Source organism: Streptomyces roseochromogenus subsp. oscitans DS 12.976, assembly GCF_000497445.1.
In the GTDB taxonomy this organism is placed as follows: domain Bacteria; phylum Actinomycetota; class Actinomycetes; order Streptomycetales; family Streptomycetaceae; genus Streptomyces; species Streptomyces oscitans.
Window position 1 is genome coordinate 5,953,211 of sequence record NZ_CM002285.1, and the last position, 18,401, is coordinate 5,971,611.

At 69.6% G+C, this 18,401-nt stretch carries 13 protein-coding genes; 9 read left to right on the plus strand and 4 right to left on the minus strand.

The window, feature by feature from the left end:
- From M878_RS94795 to M878_RS75365, 3 genes are all read left to right on the plus strand, one after another.
- Nucleotides 1–462 (plus strand): ComF family protein (locus M878_RS94795; protein WP_078630387.1); only part of this gene is annotated, 462 nt, incomplete at its 5' end.
- A gap of 310 nt (nt 463–772) precedes the next feature.
- A complete protein-coding gene (gene hpf / locus M878_RS48870; RefSeq protein WP_245238209.1) occupies nt 773–1,465 on the plus strand; it encodes a ribosome hibernation-promoting factor, HPF/YfiA family in 693 nt (230 codons plus the stop codon).
- A gap of 203 nt (nt 1,466–1,668) precedes the next feature.
- Nucleotides 1,669–2,415 carry a response regulator gene (locus M878_RS75365; protein WP_023550070.1) on the plus strand — a complete coding sequence of 249 codons (747 nt, stop codon included), beginning with the start codon at nt 1,669–1,671 and terminating at the stop codon, nt 2,413–2,415.
- Nucleotides 2,416–2,451: 36 nt separating this feature from the next.
- On the opposite strand, the gene M878_RS75370 is transcribed toward M878_RS75365, so the two are convergent.
- Together M878_RS75370 and M878_RS75375 are read right to left on the minus strand one after the other, a co-directional pair.
- A complete protein-coding gene (locus M878_RS75370) occupies nt 2,452–3,654 on the minus strand; it encodes a winged helix-turn-helix domain-containing protein (RefSeq protein ID WP_023550071.1) in 1,203 nt (400 codons plus the stop codon).
- 60 nt (nt 3,655–3,714) lie between these two features.
- A complete protein-coding gene (locus tag M878_RS75375) occupies nt 3,715–4,284 on the minus strand; it encodes a GNAT family N-acetyltransferase (RefSeq protein ID WP_023550072.1) in 570 nt (189 codons plus the stop codon).
- A 252-nt stretch (nt 4,285–4,536) separates the two neighbouring features.
- Here M878_RS75375 and secA point away from each other — a divergent pair, with 252 nt between their 5' ends.
- Entirely contained in the window at nt 4,537–7,347 is a 2,811-nt protein-coding gene (gene secA, locus M878_RS75380) for a preprotein translocase subunit SecA (RefSeq protein ID WP_023550073.1), read from the plus strand.
- A gap of 84 nt (nt 7,348–7,431) precedes the next feature.
- Here the strand turns inward: secA and M878_RS48875 are convergent, their stop codons facing one another.
- Nucleotides 7,432–7,956 carry an Rv3235 family protein gene (locus M878_RS48875; protein ID WP_031225772.1) on the minus strand — a complete coding sequence of 175 codons (525 nt, stop codon included), beginning with the start codon at nt 7,954–7,956 and terminating at the stop codon, nt 7,432–7,434.
- A 328-nt stretch (nt 7,957–8,284) separates the two neighbouring features.
- On the opposite strand from M878_RS48875, the gene M878_RS75385 reads away from it, so the two are divergent.
- Nucleotides 8,285–8,797, plus strand: a complete 513-nt coding sequence (locus M878_RS75385) for a DUF6912 family protein (RefSeq protein WP_023550076.1) — start codon at nt 8,285–8,287, stop codon at nt 8,795–8,797.
- Nucleotides 8,798–8,923: 126 nt separating this feature from the next.
- The gene (locus M878_RS75390) at nt 8,924–9,592 is read left to right on the plus strand and encodes an HAD family hydrolase (protein WP_023550077.1); all 669 of its coding nucleotides are present in this window, start codon (nt 8,924–8,926) and stop codon (nt 9,590–9,592) included.
- A gap of 347 nt (nt 9,593–9,939) precedes the next feature.
- On the opposite strand, the gene M878_RS75395 is transcribed toward M878_RS75390, so the two are convergent.
- On the minus strand, nt 9,940–10,506 hold the full coding sequence (locus M878_RS75395) for a DJ-1/PfpI family protein (RefSeq protein WP_023550078.1): 567 nt from the start codon (nt 10,504–10,506) through the stop codon (nt 9,940–9,942).
- An 812-nt stretch (nt 10,507–11,318) separates the two neighbouring features.
- On the opposite strand from M878_RS75395, the gene M878_RS75400 reads away from it, so the two are divergent.
- The 3 genes from M878_RS75400 to M878_RS75410 all read left to right on the plus strand — a co-directional run bounded on the left by M878_RS75400 (nt 11,319) and on the right by M878_RS75410 (nt 18,394).
- Nucleotides 11,319–16,256, plus strand: coding sequence for an NAD-glutamate dehydrogenase (locus M878_RS75400; RefSeq protein ID WP_023550079.1), 4,938 nt, complete (start codon nt 11,319–11,321; stop codon nt 16,254–16,256).
- Between the two features lie 244 nt (nt 16,257–16,500).
- Nucleotides 16,501–16,902 (plus strand): GtrA family protein, encoded by a 402-nt coding sequence (locus tag M878_RS75405; RefSeq protein WP_023550080.1) that lies wholly within the window; start codon nt 16,501–16,503, stop codon nt 16,900–16,902.
- Complete coding sequence (locus M878_RS75410) at nt 16,883–18,394, plus strand: hypothetical protein (protein ID WP_425347912.1); 1,512 nt, start codon at nt 16,883–16,885, stop codon at nt 18,392–18,394. The genes M878_RS75405 and M878_RS75410 overlap by 20 nt, the downstream gene beginning before the upstream one ends.
- The last annotated feature ends 7 nt before the right edge of the window (nt 18,395–18,401 follow it).

The window sequence follows — 18,401 nt, forward strand, 5'->3', positions numbered from 1 at the left end:
ATGGCGCTCGCGGCGGCCGGGGAACTGCGGCGCACAGGGACTCCGGCCAGGGTGGCGGCCGTGCTGCGCCAGCGGCGGACCGTGGCGGACCAGGCCGGGCTCGACGCGCGGCAGCGCCTTGCGAACCTCGCGGGCGCGCTGGAGGTGACCGCGGGCGGTGAGCGGCTGCTCGTTGGCGGACACGTCGTGCTCGTCGACGACCTGATCACGACTGGCGCCAGCCTCGCGGAGGCGGCAAGAGTCGTACGGGAGGTGGCGGAAGAGCGAACCAGAGGGGGAACAGCTGTGTACGGGGCCGTAACTCGGGAAGGAAGGGATGAACGACGGATCGGGGCACGGCCGGAGAGCGGGAAGTGGGTGCATGGTGCACCGGAAAAGGCAGCGGTGAACCCCCTCGGACATGCTCTCCATGCGGCCGTGATCGCCGCTCCGCGCGATTCTTTTGAAATAAACAGGAACTGACCGGCGACTTGCATCGTTGCAGGTAGCGAGAGGCGTAATTCACCTGAACGGAGGTACGCCGGAGTAGAGGGTGACGACATCCGTCCGGGCGAGATATGTTCGGTTGTGAGGAAAGGCGCAGGCCGCACCTCTCATATCGGAATGCCGTGCCATGGGTTTTCCGCAAACCTGTGCCGACGGGGTGGAGATCTCGCCATCGGGGGAGGAGGAGGTGGAAGTCACCGAGTCCGAGGTCCGGTGCTCACCGGATCTGGTGCAAAAGGGAGATGCTCCGCCGCTGGAGCGGAGCGATCCGGGAACGGAGTTCTGCGTGGACATCGTCGTCAAAGGCCGCAAGACCGAGGTGCCCGAGCGGTTCCGCAAGCACGTGGCCGAGAAGCTGAAGCTGGAGAAGATCCAGAAGCTCGATGGCAAGGTGATCAGCCTCGACGTCGAGGTGTCCAAGGAGCCCAACCCCCGACAGGCCGACCGCTGTGACCGAGTGGAGATCACGCTCCGCTCCCGCGGTCCGGTGATCCGGGCGGAGGCGGCGGCCAGCGACCCGTACGCCGCACTCGACCTGGCGGCGGAGAAGCTGGACGCCCGGCTGCGCAAGCAGCACGACAAGCGGTTCTCGCGCCGTGGCGCGCGGCGGATCTCGGCGGCCGAGGTTCCCGACCACGTCCCGGGCGCGGCCACGCTGAACGGCAACGGCCTCCCCGTCCATGACGAAGAGAGCGACGGAGTGCCGACGAAGAAGATCGGCTCGCTGGAGGTCAAGGGTGAAGGCCCCCTCGTCGTCCGTGAGAAGACCCATGTCGCCGCACCGATGAGCCTCGACCAGGCCCTCTACGAGATGGAACTGGTCGGCCACGACTTCTACTTGTTCGTCGACGCAGAGACGAAGGAACCGAGCGTCGTCTACCGGCGCCACGCCTACGACTACGGTGTGATCCACCTCAACTCGGACCCGATGGTCGCCAAGGCCCAGTCCCCCGAGGCCGGGGGCATGCTGGGCGGCTGACCCACCTGGCCGACGTCGAGCCGGTGCCCCTGGCAGCGCGTGTGCGCCCCCAGGGGCACCTGTGTGCGACCACTTCACGCCCCGCACGTCACCTCGGCGTCGCCTGGGCATGAAATCATGGCCGGACCGGCCCAACCGGTGGGCCGCTGCCTTGGGTTGGCGATGGCACAGGACCACAGGCCACAGCCTCAGGGGGAGGAACGATGGCGGACACCTTCGGACCGATGCGGGACGAGGATGGCGACGACGGTGTCATCGGCATGGGCCCGGACGCCGGCTCCGTGCGAGCGGAGCCGATCAGAGTCCTGGTCGTGGACGACCACGCCCTCTTCCGGCGGGGACTGGAGATCGTGCTCGCGGCCGAGGAGGACATCCAGGTCGTCGGCGAGGCCGGCGATGGAGCCGAGGCCGTGGACAAGGCTGCTGATCTGCTGCCCGACATCGTGCTGATGGACGTCCGCATGCCCAAGCGCGGCGGGATCGAGGCGTGCACCTCCATCAAGGAGGTCGCCCCGAGCGCCAAGATCATCATGCTGACGATCAGCGACGAAGAGGCCGACCTCTACGACGCGATCAAGGCGGGCGCGACCGGATACCTGCTCAAGGAGATCTCCACGGACGAGGTGGCGACCGCCATTCGCGCGGTGGCCGACGGGCAGTCGCAGATCAGCCCGTCCATGGCGTCCAAGCTGCTCACCGAGTTCAAGTCGATGATCCAGCGCACCGACGAGCGCCGGCTGGTGCCCGCGCCGCGGCTGACCGACCGGGAGCTGGAGGTCCTCAAGCTCGTGGCGACCGGGATGAACAACCGGGACATCGCCAAGGAGCTGTTCATCTCCGAGAACACCGTGAAGAACCACGTCCGCAACATCCTGGAGAAGCTCCAGCTGCACTCCAGGATGGAAGCCGTGGTCTATGCGATGCGGGAGAAGATCCTCGAGATCCGGTAGTGGTCCGAGTGGTCTGACCTGTTTGACGGAGAGGCGTCAGGCGAGCATGCGGGCCAGTTCCCTCGCCAGGGGCTCGCGCAGTTCCGGGGTGTCCACCCGCTCCACGCGGACGTCCGTGCAGTTCACCCAGGTGGCCGCCTCGAGCAGGGCCTGGGCGATCGCCGGGACCGCCTTCGGGTCGTCCACGGTGACCTGCTTGGCCACCAGCGTGCGCCCCTCGCGCGCCGGGTCCACCCGGCCGACCAGCCTGCCGCCCGCGAGTACCGGCATGGCGAAGTAGCCGTAGACCCGCTTCTGCTTGGGCACATACGCCTCCAGGCGGTGGGTGAAGCCGAAGATCCGCTCCGTGCGGGCCCGCTCCCAGATCAGCGAGTCGAACGGCGACAGCAGCGTGGTGCGGTGCCGGCCGCGCGGCGGTGTCGCCAGGGCCGCCGGATCGGCCCAGGCCGGCCTGCCCCAGCCCTCTACCTCGACCGGGACCAGACCCGAGTCGGCGATGACCGCGTCGAGCTGCTCGCCCTTGAGCCGGTGGTAGTCGGCGATGTCCGCGCGCGTGCCGACACCGAGGGATTCGCCGGCCAGCCGGACCAGGCGGCGCAGGCACTCGGTGTCGTCCAGCTCGTCGTGCAGCAGCGCGTCCGGGACGGCGCGCTCGGCGAGGTCGTACACCCGCTTCCAGCCGCGACGCTCGACGCACACCACCTCGCCGTACATCAGCGCGCGCTCCACCGCGACCTTGGTACCGGACCAGTCCCACCACTCGTTCGTCTTCTTCGCGCCGCCCAGCTCCGTGGAGGTCAGCGGGCCTTCCGCGCGCAGCTGCTTGATGACCTGGTCGTATGCGCCGTCGGGCAGCTCGTGGTTCCAGTGCGGGCGGTCGCGGTAGGCGCGGCGGCGGAAGGCGAAGTGCGGCCACTCCTCGACGGGGAGGATGCACGCCGCGTGCGACCAGTACTCGAAGGCATGCGGGCGGGCCGGCGACACGCCGACGGACGAGGGCTTCCAGTACGCGGACTCGACCGTCTTGCGGCCGATCGCGCCGAGCCGGGCGTACGGCACGAGTTCATGGGAGCGGGCGAGGACCGAGATCGTGTCGAGCTGGACCGCGCCGAGGTGGCGCAGCACCCCGCGGACTCCGGCCCGCCGGTCGGGCGCGCCGAGGAAGCCCTGGGCGCGCAGGGCGATACGGCGGGCGTCGTCCGCGGTGAGGGAGGTGGTCGGGCGCGGCAGGGTCGTCATGCCCCCGGACGATAGAGGGCGCCACTGACAGTCCGCGCTGACCTGGGCAAACGCCTGTGGTCAGGAGCGGGAGGGCAGGTAGGGCGCCGTGGACGGAAGGCCCAGGTCCGAGGGAAGCAGGGAGCCGACCCAGCAATCCCGGCGCACCCCTTTGTTGTTGATCGCGGAGCGCAGGGTGCCCTCGACGGTGAAGCCCGCGCGTTCGGCAACCGCACGGGAGGCGTGGTTGCCGACCTCGGCACGCCATTCGACCCGGTCGACGCCGACCTCGGTGAAGATCCACCGGCAGGCGGTGAGCGTGGCCTCGGTGACGTAGCCCTGGCCGCGGTGCTCCTTGGCTGCCCAGAAGCCGACCTCCGCCACGCCGAGCGAGCGCATGGTGAGACCGAGCATGCCGACGAGTTCCCCGCCGGTCAGGAAGACACCGAAGGTGAACATCGAGCCCTGCGCCCAGCCGTCGGGGACCAGCTGCTCGGTGAAGCCGCTCGCGTGCTCGGGCAGATACGGTGAGGGCACCGTGGTCCAGCGCTGGATGTCGGAGTCCTGCGCGGCGCCGTACACGGCCTGGGTGTCGTGCGGGCCGACCGTGCGCAGGACCAGACGATCCGTGGTGAGTGTGACAGGTTCCATCGGCCGATTGTGCTCGGCCGCCTACATGGCGGCCATCGATTTTCGCTGCGCGTGAGCGCGTGATCACATTTCGCGCAATTCCTCGCGCCGATGCGGCACTATCGCCGTGCGCCGTCCGTTGTCCCGGATGAGGCAGCCGTCGGGGCGCCAGGCCTCCCGGCCCAGCCGGGTCCTCGCATACGATGGCCGTTGCTCAGTACGTCAAATGGAAACCGACCGTCCCAGGCCCGACCGGCAAGGAGACAAACCCCCGTGTCCGTCCTCTCGAAGATCATGCGTGCAGGCGAAGGCAAGATCCTGCGCAAGCTGCACCGCATCGCGGACCAGGTCAACTCCATCGAAGAGGACTTCGTCGACCTCTCCGACGCCGAGCTGCGGGCCCTCACCGAGGAGTACAAGCAGCGGTACGCCGATGGTGAGAGCCTGGACGACCTGCTCCCCGAGGCGTTCGCCACCGTCCGTGAGGCCGCCAAGCGCGTGCTCGGCCAGCGGCACTACGACGTGCAGATGATGGGCGGCGCCGCCCTCCACCTCGGCTACGTCGCCGAGATGAAGACCGGTGAGGGCAAGACCCTCGTCGGCACGCTCCCCGCGTATCTGAACGCCCTGTCCGGCGACGGCGTCCACATCGTCACGGTCAACGACTATCTGGCCGAGCGCGACTCCGAGATGATGGGCCGCGTCCACAAGTTCCTGGGCCTGAGCGTCGGCTGCATCCTCGCCAACATGACGCCGGCCCAGCGCCGCGAGCAGTACGCGTGCGACATCACCTACGGCACGAACAATGAGTTCGGCTTCGACTACCTGCGCGACAACATGGCGTGGTCGCAGGACGAGCTGGTGCAGCGCGGCCACAACTTCGCGATCGTCGACGAGGTCGACTCCATCCTGGTCGACGAGGCCCGTACGCCGCTGATCATCTCCGGCCCGGCCGACCAGGCCACCAAGTGGTACGGCGACTTCGCCAAGCTGGTCCTGCGCCTGAAGAAGGGCGAGGCGGGCAACCCGCTCAAGGGCGTCGAGGAGACCGGCGACTACGACGTCGACGAGAAGAAGCGCACGGTCGCCATCCACGAGTCCGGCGTCTCCAAGGTCGAGGACTGGCTGGGCATCGACAATCTCTACGAGTCGGTGAACACCCCGCTCGTGGGCTACCTGAACAACGCGATCAAGGCCAAGGAACTCTTCAAGCGCGACAAGGACTACGTCGTCATCGACGGCGAGGTCATGATCGTCGACGAGCACACCGGCCGTATCCTCGCCGGCCGCCGCTACAACGAAGGCATGCACCAGGCGATCGAGGCGAAGGAAGGGGTGGACATCAAGGACGAGAACCAGACGCTTGCCACGATCACCCTGCAGAACTTCTTCCGCCTCTACGGCAAGCTCTCCGGCATGACCGGTACGGCGATGACCGAGGCCGCCGAGTTCCACCAGATCTACAAGCTCGGCGTGGTCCCGATCCCGACCAACAAGCCGATGATCCGCAAGGACCAGTCGGACCTGATCTACCGCACCGAGGTCGCCAAGTTCGAGGCCGTCGTCGACGACATCGCCGAGAAGCACGAGAAGGGCCAGCCGATCCTCGTCGGCACGACGTCCGTCGAGAAGTCGGAGTACCTCTCGCAGCAGCTCAGCAAGCGCGGCATCCAGCACGAGGTGCTGAACGCCAAGCAGCACGAGCGCGAGGCGTCGATCGTCGCCCAGGCCGGCCGCAAGGGCGCGGTGACGGTGGCCACCAACATGGCCGGCCGTGGCACGGACATCAAGCTCGGCGGCAACCCCGAGGACCTCGCGGAGGCCGAGCTGCGCCAGCGCGGTCTCGACCCCGAGGAGCACATCGAGGAGTGGGCCGCGGCGCTGCCCGCCGCCCTGGAGAAGGCCGAGCAGGCCGTCAAGGCCGAGAAGGACGAGGTCGAGGACCTCGGCGGGCTCTACGTGCTGGGCACCGAGCGACACGAGTCGCGCCGTATCGACAACCAGCTGCGCGGTCGTTCCGGCCGTCAGGGCGACCCCGGCGAGTCCCGCTTCTACCTCTCCCTGGGCGACGACCTGATGCGCCTGTTCAAGGCCCAGATGGTCGAGCGCGTGATGTCCATGGCCAATGTGCCGGACGACGTGCCGATCGAGAACAAGATGGTCACGCGCGCGATCGCGTCCGCGCAGTCGCAGGTCGAGCAGCAGAACTTCGAGACCCGTAAGAACGTTCTGAAGTACGACGAGGTCCTCAACCGGCAGCGTGAGGTCATCTACGGCGAGCGTCGCCGCGTCCTGGAGGGCGAGGATCTGCACGAGCAGGTCCAGCACTTCATGGACGACACGATCGACGCGTACGTCGGCGCGGAGACCGCCGAGGGCTTCCCCGAGGACTGGGACCTGGACCGGCTGTGGGGCGCCTTCAAGCAGCTCTACCCGGTGAAGGTCACCATCGAGGAGCTGGAGGAGGCCGCCGGCGACCGGGCCGGTCTGACTGCCGAGTACATCTCCGAGTCCATCAAGGACGACATCCACGAGCAGTACGAGGCCCGGGAGGCGCAGCTCGGCTCCGAGATCATGCGTGAGCTGGAGCGCCGCGTCGTGCTGTCGGTCCTCGACCGCAAGTGGCGCGAGCACCTCTACGAGATGGACTACCTCCAGGAGGGCATCGGCCTGCGCGCGATGGCGCAGAAGGACCCGCTGGTCGAGTACCAGCGCGAGGGCTTCGACATGTTCACCGCGATGATGGAGGGCATCAAGGAGGAGTCCGTCGGCTATCTGTTCAACCTGGAGGTCCAGGTCGAGCAGCAGGTCGAGGAGGTCCCGGTCGAGGCCGCGGAGCCGGTTGGCGAGGGGGTCCAGGAGACGGTGCCGGCGCAGGCCGGGGCGCGTCCCGAGATCCGCGCGAAGGGGCTGGACGTTCCGCAACGGCGGGATCTGCACTTCTCGGCGCCGACCGTGGACGGCGAGGGCGGCATCGTGGAGCGCGACCTCGAGGACGACGAGCCGGTGCGGTCCGAGTCGGACGGGCTGACGCGAGCCGAGCGGCGGCGGCAGGCCAAGGGCGGGCGGCGCCGTAAGAAGTAACGGCCGCGCCCGCGTGCGGCGCTCTGGCTGTTTCGAAGGGCCGGGTTCCTTTCACGGAGCCCGGCCTTTCTGTGTCGCCTGTCCTCAGTCGCCCTGTGCCGGGGCGGGGCGGGGGCCGGTTTCCACCGCTGTGCAGCGCCAGCGGAGGTCCTGGCCGAGTTCCAGGCGGAAGGCCAGGGCACGGAGTTGGTCGCCGGCGGAGATGCGGGCGAAGACCTCGAGGGCGCCCTCGCTGGGGACGTAGTAGCCGATGTCGTGGACGACGGGGCGGGAGCCTCGGGCGCGCAGCGGACTGCGTTCGGCGAGGCGGGCCAGGTCGTCGTAGGCACGGCCCATGGTGTGCCGGAGCATCCAGTGGACGGGCCGCTGACCGCTCAGGACGGCCAGCAGACGCTCGGCGAAGACGTCGGTGGGGCGTACAGGCGGCAAGGCAGTCCCCGGCGCTGTACGGGCCGTGCTCGCGTTCCGGGGCGTGGCCGGCGGCATTTCTCGCTTGCTCCTGACCGACGGCTTCCGGGGCGGGGCGCCGCCCGGGCGGCGGGTGTCGTGGCGGGTCGGCGGGCGGTGGCGCGGGCGGGGCTGGGCGGTGCGGCTCATGACCTTGTTCATGGGGTCCCCGTTCGGCGGGCCCGGCTGATACCGGGCGGTAACTCGTTGTGGGGATCTTGTACGGGGGCCGGGCGCGGGGTGGCAAGGACGGCGGGCGGGGCTCGCGAGGGGTCCGGAGGTTCACCTATCAGGGGGATGGAGGGGTGCCGATCCCCATGATGTGGCGGGTGTACCGGGTGAACGCGTGGCCCGAAGTGGACGGCTTCCGGGGTGTGGGCACAGACCCGAAAGGGGACGGGCGCACGTATCCTGAAGGCCCTCCGGGAGACGCGGCAGCCGGCCTTCCCGGGGCCTCAGCGGAGCCTTTGAACAGGAAAGAGCGGCCAGCATGCGCGTCTACGTCCCCCTGACCCTCCCCGGTCTCGCCGAGGCGCACAAGTCGGGTGAGCTGGGGACCGGCCCCTTCGTCGCGTACGCCGTGACGCCCGCGTTGCGCGAGTGGTACCTCTCCGAGGACATCGAGGAGCTGGAGTACGCCGCGCTCAGCCGGGCCGCGCTGGCCTCGCTGCGGTTGCTGGCGGCGGATCCGGGTGCGGTACGACGCCGGGTCGTGGTCGCCGTGGACGTGGCCGACGGTGCCGCGAGCGTCGACCCGGGCCGTGGGCTCGACCCGTCCGCCCTCGGTGAGGTGACGGTGAGGGTGACCGTGCCGCTCGCCAAGGCGGCCGCGGTTCATGTCGACGCCGAGGACGCGGAGCGGGACGTGGCCGCGGCGGCGGACGCGGTGGAGGCGGCGGACGGTGGGGACGACGACGCGCGGTTCGTCGTGGACGGTGCGGACGATCACGAGCTGCTGTGGTACGCCACGCAGGAGATCCCCAACCTGGTCGGGCTCGCCTGACCCGGCCTGCCTCGGCTTGGCCCGGCTTGGCCCGGCTTGGCCCGGCCTGGCCTGGAGGATTCGGCCGTCGGCCGCCGTTGTCAGTGTCGGCCGTCGTTGTCAGTGGTGGCGGGTACGGTTTTTGGCATGGGGATGCACGGAAACGCGCACATCGTCTGGGACTGGAACGGCACGTTGTTCCACGACAATGACGCGATCATCGGGGCGACGAACGCGGCCTTCGCCGAGCTGGGGCTCGCGCCGATCACGCTGGAGGAGTACCGGTCGCTGTACTGCGTGCCGGTGCCGAAGTTCTATGAGCGGCTGATAGGGCGGCTGCCGACCGATGCCGAGTGGGAGCTGATGGACGGGGTCTTCCACCAGCACTATGCCGAGCAGCGGGGGCGGTGCGGGCTGACCGAGGGGGCGACGGAGCTGCTCGCGGGGTGGCGGTCGGCGGGGCACAGTCAGTCGCTGCTGAGTATGTATGTGCACGAGGAACTGGTGCCGCTCGTGCGGGGGTTCGGGATCGAGTCGCACTTTCTGCGGGTGGACGGACGTACGGGGCCGTCAGGGGGCAGCAAGGCGACGCACATGGTGCGCCATCTGGAGGCGCTGAGCGATGTGGTGGAGCCTGCGCGGACCGTGGTGATCGGGGACGCGGCGGATGACGCGGTCGCGGCGCGGCGAGCGGGGGCGCGGGCTGTTCTGTACACCGGGGGGTCGCACAGTCGGGCCAGCCTGGAGGAGGTGGGGGTGCCGGTGGTGGACACGCTGACCGAGGCCGTGGAGGAAGCGCAGCGAATAGCGGCATAGCCGCGGGTGCCGGGTTCTGTGCTCTGGCTGGGCGGGGGTGGCTATTGCTTGCCTGCGCTCGACGGCTGCCCCGTACTCCGGCTGGGCGGCGGGGTGTTGCGCTTGCCCGCGGTGGCGGGGTGCCTCCCCCCACTCTCGGCTTCGCTCAAGCGGGGGGACCGCACCGCACACCCGTGCCGCCTGGGGGTCCCCCAGCCCCTTAAGGCGCCGAGGGAGGCACTGCCCGCAGCGACGGCGGCCTGCGAATGCAGTTCCCCAGGGGCGCGAGGCTGTATCGATATGCGGCTCCGCCGCGGGGGCGCGACCAGCCACAACGGACCCGCAGTGAAATGTGACCCGCCGCCCTCTCAGGTCGCCGGTGCCTTCGCTCGGAGTAGTTTGAGGAACTCGCGCATCCAGGCCGGGTGGTCCGGCCAGGCTCGGGAGGAGACCAGGGTGCCGTCGACCACCGCTTCGGTGTCCTGGAAGCTCGCCCCGGCCGCCTGCATGTCCGGTTCGAGCGCGGGGTACGCCGTGACGCGGCGGCCGCGCAGGCTGTCGATCGCCGCGGTGAGCAGGGGGCCGTGGCAGATCTGGGCGACCGGCTTGTCGGAGTCGAAGAACGCCTTGAGGATCTTGCGGAGTTCGGGATCGTTGCGCAGATACTCGGGGGCCCGGCCGCCGGGGATGACGAGGGCCACGTAATCGCCGGGGTCCACGTCGGCGAAGGCCAGGTCGGCGGGCCAGGTGTAGCCCGGCTTCTCGGTGTAGGTGTCGTAACCGGGTTCGAAGTCGTGGACGACGAAGCGCAGGGTCTTGCGGGAGGGGGCCGCGATGTGGACCTCGTAGCCCTCCTCGCGCAGGCGCTGGTACGGGTAGAGGACTTCCAGGGACTCCGCCGCGTCGCCGGTGACGAGCAGGATCTTCGCGGGCATGTCGGCTCCTCCGTGTGCTCCGAGGTGCTCCAGTGCTGCTGGGCGGGACACACTGTCCCAGGGCAACGTGCCAACACCGGGCGTGCTTGCCAAGAGGGCCGTCGCGGTTCCGGTCCGCCTCCGGGTGCCGAGGCCCGCCCGATGTCGGGGTGCCCTGTACTCAGAGTGCGGTCGCGACTCTCCCACCGCGACCGGGACGCCCACCCACCCGCATCCACCGGTCGTCCCACGGAGGGCCACAGCCACCCCACCGGTAGCACAGCCCCCACGGTCCGCGCCTGTCCGTCACCGGCCCGTCACCGTCCGCCCTTGCCCGCCGGATCCTCTGACCGCCAGCCCCGGACGCCACCACCCCACCAAATACGCCACCACCCCCCACCCCGCCCCTGTGCAGAACGTCAAACTTCCGACCTTGGTTTTGTACACATACGGCTCATGACGGGCCCCGGGTAAGGAGCGATAGCCTTGTGGCGTGATCAGCGCGATATCTCGCGGGGGCGATCCTGTCCCTGCCCTGCGCCCGGGTTGCACGGAGCACCTCCGTGACCGGGCGGCAATCGCTGGTCTTCGCGGGCGGGACGGGGCCGCAGCTGCCCCCGGGACGCCGAGGACAACCCTGGACACGGCGGCGCCGAGAGCAGCGTCACACCCGACAGGCGTGTCGAGAATGGCCGAATTCCCCCCGCGCATCTCACCTCGCGGCATAGCGTCGATGCGGACCGGACACCCCGGGCCGTGGCGTCGAGCCGGAGGGAAAGAGGCCGTACTTCCTTCTACGTCACGCAATGGCGCGCGACAGGAGTCAGAGGACAATGCAGACCAAGCTGGACGAAGCCAAGGCCGAGCTGCTCGAGAGGGCTGCCCGGGTAGCTGAGAACAGCCCGGTCGGGGGGCACCTACCGACCGGGACCGCGGGCGAGGGCTCCCCGGGCACCCCGGACAGCGAGTCCGTACTCGCGTTCCTCCAGCGCTACTACCTGCACACCGCCCCGGAAGACCTCGCCGACCGCGACCCGGTCGACGTCTTCGGCGCCGCGGTCTCGCACTACCGGCTCGCCGAGAACCGCCCCCAGGGCACGGCGAACGTGCGGGTCCACACCCCGACCGTGGAGGAGAACGGGTGGACCTGCAGCCACTCGGTCGTGGAGGTCGTCACCGACGACATGCCCTTCCTCGTCGACTCGGTCACCAATGAGCTGACCCGGCGGGGGCGCGGCATCCACGTCGTCGTCCACCCGCAGTTCGTCGTCCGGCGCGACCTCACCGGCAAGCTGATCGAGGTCGTGCCGACCCCGCCGAGCGGCGACCTCCCGCACGACGCGCACTTCGAGTCCTGGATCCACGTCGAGATCGACCGGGAGACGGACCGCGCCGACCTGAAGCAGATCACGGCCGATCTGCTGCGCGTGCTCTCCGACGTCCGCGAGGCCGTCGAGGACTGGGAGAAGATGCGGGAGGCGGCGACCCGTCTCGGTGCCGACCTGGAGAGCGAGCCCGTTCCGGGCGACCTGCCCCGGCCCGAGGTCGAGGAGGCCCGCGAGCTGCTGCGCTGGCTGTCCGACGACCACTTCACCTTCCTCGGCTACCGCGAGTATCAGCTGCGCGAGGACGACACGCTCGCCGCCGTGCCCGGCACCGGCCTCGGCATCCTGCGCTCCGACCCGCAGCACGCCGAGGACGACCAGCACCCGGTCAGCCCCTCCTTCGAGCGGCTGACGGCCGACGCCCGCGCCAAGGCCCGCGAGCACAAGCTGCTCGTGCTGACCAAGGCCAACAGCCGGGCCACCGTGCACCGGCCGTCGTACCTGGACTACGTCGGCGTCAAGAAGTTCGACGCGGACGGGAACGTGGTCGGGGAGCGGCGGTTCCTCGGACTGTTCTCCTCCGCCGCGTACACCGAGTCCGTGCGCCGGGTCCCCGTGATCCGCCGCACGGTCGACGAGGTGCTGCACCGCGCCGGGTTCTCGCCCCACAGCCACGACGGCCGCGACCTGCTCCAGATCATGGAGACCTACCCGCGCGACGAGCTGTTCCAGACGCCCGTCACCGAACTGCAGTCCATCGTCACGAGCGTTCTCTACCTGCAGGAGCGACGGCGGCTGCGGCTCTACCTGCGGCAGGACGAGTACGGGCGCTACTACTCGGCCCTCGTCTACCTCCCGCGGGACCGCTACACGACGGGCGTCCGGCTGCGGATCATCGACATCCTGAAGGAGGAGCTCGGCGGGATCAGCGTCGACTTCACCGCCTGGAACACCGAGTCGGTCCTCTCCCGGCTGCACTTCGTCGTCCGCGTCCCGCCGGGCACCGAGCTGCCCGAGCTGTCCGACGCGGACAAGGACCGCATCGAGGCCCGCCTGGTCGAGGCCGCCCGCTCCTGGGCCGACGCGTTCGGCGAGGCACTGACCGCCGAGTGCGGCGAGGAGCGAGCGGCCGAGGTGCTGCGCCGCTACAACCACGCCTTCCCCGAGGGCTACAAGGCCGACCACACCCCGCGCTCCGCTGTCGCCGACCTGGTCCACCTGGAGCAGCTCAGCGAGGACAAGACCTTCAGCCTGAGCCTGTACGAGCCGGTGGGCGCCGGTCCCGAGGAGCGCCGGTTCAAGATCTACCAGAAGGGCGGCTCGGTCTCCCTCTCGCACGTGCTGCCGGTGCTCAGCCGTCTCGGCGTCGAGGTCACCGACGAGCGGCCGTACGAGCTGCGCTGCTCGGACCGCACCACCGCCTGGATCTACGACTTCGGCCTGCGTATGCCGAAGGGAGCGGGCGGCGGGGAGTACCTCGGTGACGACGCCCGCGAGCGCTTCCAGGAGGCCTTCGCCGCCACCTGGACCGGCAAGGCGGAGAACGACGGCTTCAACGCCCTGGTGCTGAGCGCCGGGCTGAACTGGCGGCAGGCGATGGTGCTGCGCGCCTACGCCAAGTACCTGCGGCAGGCCGGTTCGACTTTCTCGCAGGACTACATGGAGGACACCCTCCGCAACAACGTCCACACCACCCGGCTGCTCGTCTCCCTGTTCGAGGCGCGGATGTCCCCGGACCGGCAGAAGGCCGGCCTGGAGATCACGGACGCCCTGCTGGAGGAGCTGGACGCGGCCCTGGACCAGGTGGCGAGCCTGGACGAGGACCGGATCCTCAGGTCCTTCCTGACCGTCATCAAGGCGACCCTGCGCACGAACTTCTTCCAGGAGAAGGTCGACGGCTCGCCGCACGACTACGTGTCCATGAAGTTCGACCCGCGGGCCATCCCGGACCTGCCGGCGCCCCGCCCGGCGTACGAGATCTGGGTGTACTCGCCGCGGGTCGAGGGTGTGCACCTGCGCTTCGGCAAGGTCGCGCGCGGCGGTCTGCGCTGGTCGGACCGGCGTGAGGACTTCCGCACGGAGATCCTCGGCCTGGTCAAGGCGCAGATGGTGAAGAACACCGTCATCGTGCCGGTCGGCGCCAAGGGCGGCTTCGTCGCCAAGCAGCTGCCGGACCCGGGCAAGGACCGCGACGCCTGGCTGGCCGAGGGCATCGCCAGCTACAAGACGTTCATCTCGGCGCTGCTCGACATCACCGACAACATGGTCGCCGGCGAGGTCGTACCGCCGCAGGACGTGGTCCGGCACGACGGGGACGACACCTACCTGGTCGTCGCCGCCGACAAGGGCACCGCGACCTTCTCCGACATCGCCAACGACGTCGCGAACAGGTACAACTTCTGGCTCGGTGACGCCTTCGCCTCCGGCGGCTCGGCCGGCTACGACCACAAGGGCATGGGCATCACCGCGCGCGGTGCCTGGGAGTCCGTGAAGCGGCACTTCCGTGAGCTGGGCGTGGACACGCAGAGCGAGGACTTCACGGTCGTCGGCATCGGTGACATGTCCGGTGACGTGTTCGGCAACGGCATGCTGCTCTCCGAGCGCATTCGCCTGGTCGCCGCCTTCGACCACCGGCACATCTTCATCGACCCGACCCCGGACGCGGAGACGTCGTACGCCGAGCGCCGCCGTCTGTTCGAGCTGCCCCGCTCCAGCTGGGCCGACTACAACACGGAGCTGCTGTCGGCGGGCGGCGGGATCTTCCCGCGCAGCGCCAAGTCGATCCCGGTCAACGCCCACATCCGCGAGGCCCTCGGCATCGAGGACAAGGTCACCAAGATGACCCCGGCCGACCTGATGAAGACGATCCTGCACGCGCCGGTCGACCTGCTGTGGAACGGCGGCATCGGCACGTACGTGAAGTCCTCGGCGGAGTCCAACGCGGACGTCGGCGACAAGGCCAACGACGCCATCCGCGTCGACGGCCGGGACCTGAGGGTCAAGGTCGTCGGCGAGGGCGGCAACCTGGGGCTGACCCAGCTCGGCCGTATCGAGTTCGCCCTGCACGGCGGCAAGATCAACACCGACGCGATCGACAACAGCGCCGGCGTGGACACCTCCGACCACGAGGTGAACATCAAGATCCTGCTGAACGGCCTGGTCGCGGACGGCGACATGACCGTCAAGCAGCGCAACAAGCTGCTCGCCGAGATGACGGACGAGGTCGGCGCGCTGGTCCTGCGCAACAACTACGCGCAGAACACCGCCCTGGCCAACGCCCTGTTCCAGGCCAACGCCATGCTCCACGCCCAGCAGCGGTTCCTGCGCCACCTGGTGCGCGAGGGCCATCTGGACCGGGCGCTGGAGTTCCTGCCGACCGACCGCCAGATCCGTGACCGCCTCGCCCAGGGCCAGGGCCTGACCGGCCCGGAGACGGCCGTCGTGCTGGCGTACACGAAGATCACGGTCTCCGAGGAGCTGCTGGGGACCTCGCTGCCGGACGACCCGTATCTGCGCAGCCTGCTGCACGCCTACTTCCCGACGGCGCTGCGCGAGCGGTTCACCGACGCGATCGACAACCACCCGCTGCGCCGCGAGATCACCACGACCGTGCTGGTCAACGACACGGTCAACACGGGCGGTACGACGTATCTGCACCGGCTGCGCGAGGAGACCGGCGCCTCACTGGAGGAGATCGTCCGCGCCCAGACGGCTGCCCGCGCGATCTTCCGCTCGGCGCCCGTGTGGGATGCGGTCGAGGAGCTGGACAACAAGGTCGACGCGGCCGTCCAGACCCGGATCCGGCTGCACTCGCGCCGGCTCGTCGAGCGCGGCACGCGCTGGCTGCTCAACAACCGGCCGCAGCCACTGCAGCTGGCCGAGACGGTCGAGTTCTTCGCCGAGCGGGTCGAGCAGGTCTGGCAGCAGCTGCCGAAGCTGCTGCGCGGCGCGGACCTGGAGTGGTACCAGCACGTGTACGACGAGCTGTCCGCGGCCGGCGTCCCGGACGAGCTCGCCACGCGCGTGGCCGGGTTCTCGTCCGCCTTCCCGGCGCTCGACATCGTGTCGGTGGCCGACCGGATGAGCAAGGAGCCGCTCGACGTCGCCGAGATCTACTACGACCTCGCCGACCGGCTCAACATCACCCAGCTGATGGACCGCATCATCGAGCTGCCCCGCGCCGACCGCTGGCAGTCCATGGCCCGCGCCTCCATCCGCGAGGACCTGTACGCGGCGCACGCGGCGCTCACCGCGGACGTCTTCGCGGCGGGCAACGGCACCTCCACTCCGGAGCAGCGCTTCAAGGCCTGGGAGCAGAAGAACGCGCCCATCCTGAGCCGGGCGCGCGCCACCTTGGAGGAGATCCGCGGTTCGGAGACGTTCGACCTCGCCAACCTCTCGGTGGCGATGCGCACGATGCGGACGCTGCTGCGCACGCATTCGTAGCGATACGACCGTAGCGGCACGACCGTAGCGGTACGACGGTGAGACCGCCCCGGGCCCGAGGTGTAAGCGGCCCGGGGCGTTCCGTTTCTTGCCGACCCCTAGTACAAAGTGATCAATGGATTTACCGTTTCCTGCTTATCAGTGCCCTTCGGATAGGGTCGGCGCTGTGACTGTTCAACTCACCGAGACCCGTCCGGCACCAGCGCCCCCCGCGCCGGCTCCGGCCAGACCCGTCACACGTGTCGTGCTGGAGATCGTGAAGTTCGGGGTCGTCGGTGGTAGCGGTGTCCTTGTCAATTTCCTGATCTTCAACCTGCTGCTGCGCGGTCTGAGCTGGCAGGCGATGCCCGCGACCGTCGTGGCCAGCTGTGTCGCGATGGCGACCAATTACCTCGGTTTCCGCTATTTCGCCTATCGTGACCGGGCCTCGCGCACGCGCAGCCAGATCATGCTGTTCTTCGTCTTCAGCGGCCTCGGTGTCGTCCTGGAAATCGGCCTGTTCTGGGTCGGATACCACGGTCTCGGCCTGCACAGTGTGCTGGAATCGAACGTGGCGAAGGCCGCGTCGATCGTGCTCGCCTCCGCCTTCCGCTTTCTCGTCTACCGCACGTGGGTGTTCCAGCAGGATGCACATCGCACCGTCTGACACCGAGCCGGTGAACCGCACACAGCCGCAGGACGGCGCCGCGCGGGCCGGCCGGGTACTGCCACAGGTGGCCGCCGCGCTTGTCGTGGTGCTGCTGCTCCTGGTGATCGTCCGTCTGCCGTGGGCGGGCGACCTCGGCATGCACGCAGCCACCATCGAGCGCCTGAGTCACCACCTGTTCCATCCCGGCAATCCGCTGGTCGACGCGGACACGCCGAGCCCCTACTACTCGCCGTGGATGCTGGTGCTGGGGCTGGTCGCCAAGGTGACCGGCCTGTCGGTGTTCGTGGTGCTGCGGCTCGCCGCGTTCGTCGCGCTGACGTTGCTGGTCACCGGGGTCTGGCGGTATGTCCGCACCCTGACCGCGCACCGCGCGGCACCCGCGCTGGCCCTGCTGAGCCTGTTCTTCCTCTGGGGCCCGGTACTGTTCAACTGGTCCGGCTTCCTGGGCCTGAACTCACTGGCGCTGACGGTGTCGTACCCCAGCGTCTTCGCGCTCGGCCTCACCTTTCACTTCTGGGCCTGGCTCACGCGGGCGCTGCGTGAGGAGACCGCGTGGGCACGGTGGCTGTGGCTCGGCGTGCTCTGGGCGCTGATCCTGCTGTGCCACCAGTTCACGGGCGTCGTGGCGTCCCTCGGAGCGCTGGCCACGGTGATCGCGGCGCGGCCGGCCCGCACGGTGCTGCTGCGCCTGGCCGCCTCGCTGGCGCTGGGGATGGCCCTGCTGTGGCTGTGGCCGTACTACGACTTCTTCTCGCTCTTCTCCGCCGGCGCGGATCTGGAGGCCATCCACAAGCCGCTGTACGAGGACCTGGCCGCACGGTTCGGCCTGGTGCTGCTCGGGGTGGCGGCGCTGGTGCTCCGTTTCCGGCGCGACCGCTGGGATTCGCTGGTCCTGTTCTTCGTCCTCGGGGCGCTGATGTTCGCCGCGGGCGGGCTGACCGGCCACTACTCCTGGGGCCGGGCCCTGCCGGCCGCGCTGATCCCGGTGCAGCTCGCCGCCGCGCTGGAGGTTGTGGCGGCCGGGCGGCGGGCGGTGCGCGTGGGGTGGGCGTGTGTGCTGGGCGCCGCGCTGGCTGTCGGGGCGTGGACGCAGGCCGGGACGCTCGGGTACGTGACCGGGAAGGGTGCGCTGCCTTCGGTGGTGGCGGCGAAGTACCGGCCGCCGTGGGTGGGGTATCACTGGATCACGCCGTGGGTGAAGTACGGGGACGTGGTGATGGCCCGGACGGATCCGGCGCGGCAGATCCCCGCCTACGGGGCGTACACCGTGGCGCCCGGGTATCCGGATGTGTTCCTTCCGGACGCGGCGCGCCGGGAGGCGGCGGTCGAGCGGTATTTCGCGGCGGGGACGCCCGCGGCCGAGCGGGCGGGGATTCTGCGGGAGTACGGCGTCCGCTGGGTCGTGGGTCCGAGCAGCTTGGCCGGCCCGGGCCTGCGGAAGGTGACCGCCGGTCCGGACGACCAGATCCTGTACCGGGTCGTGCACTGAGCTGCGG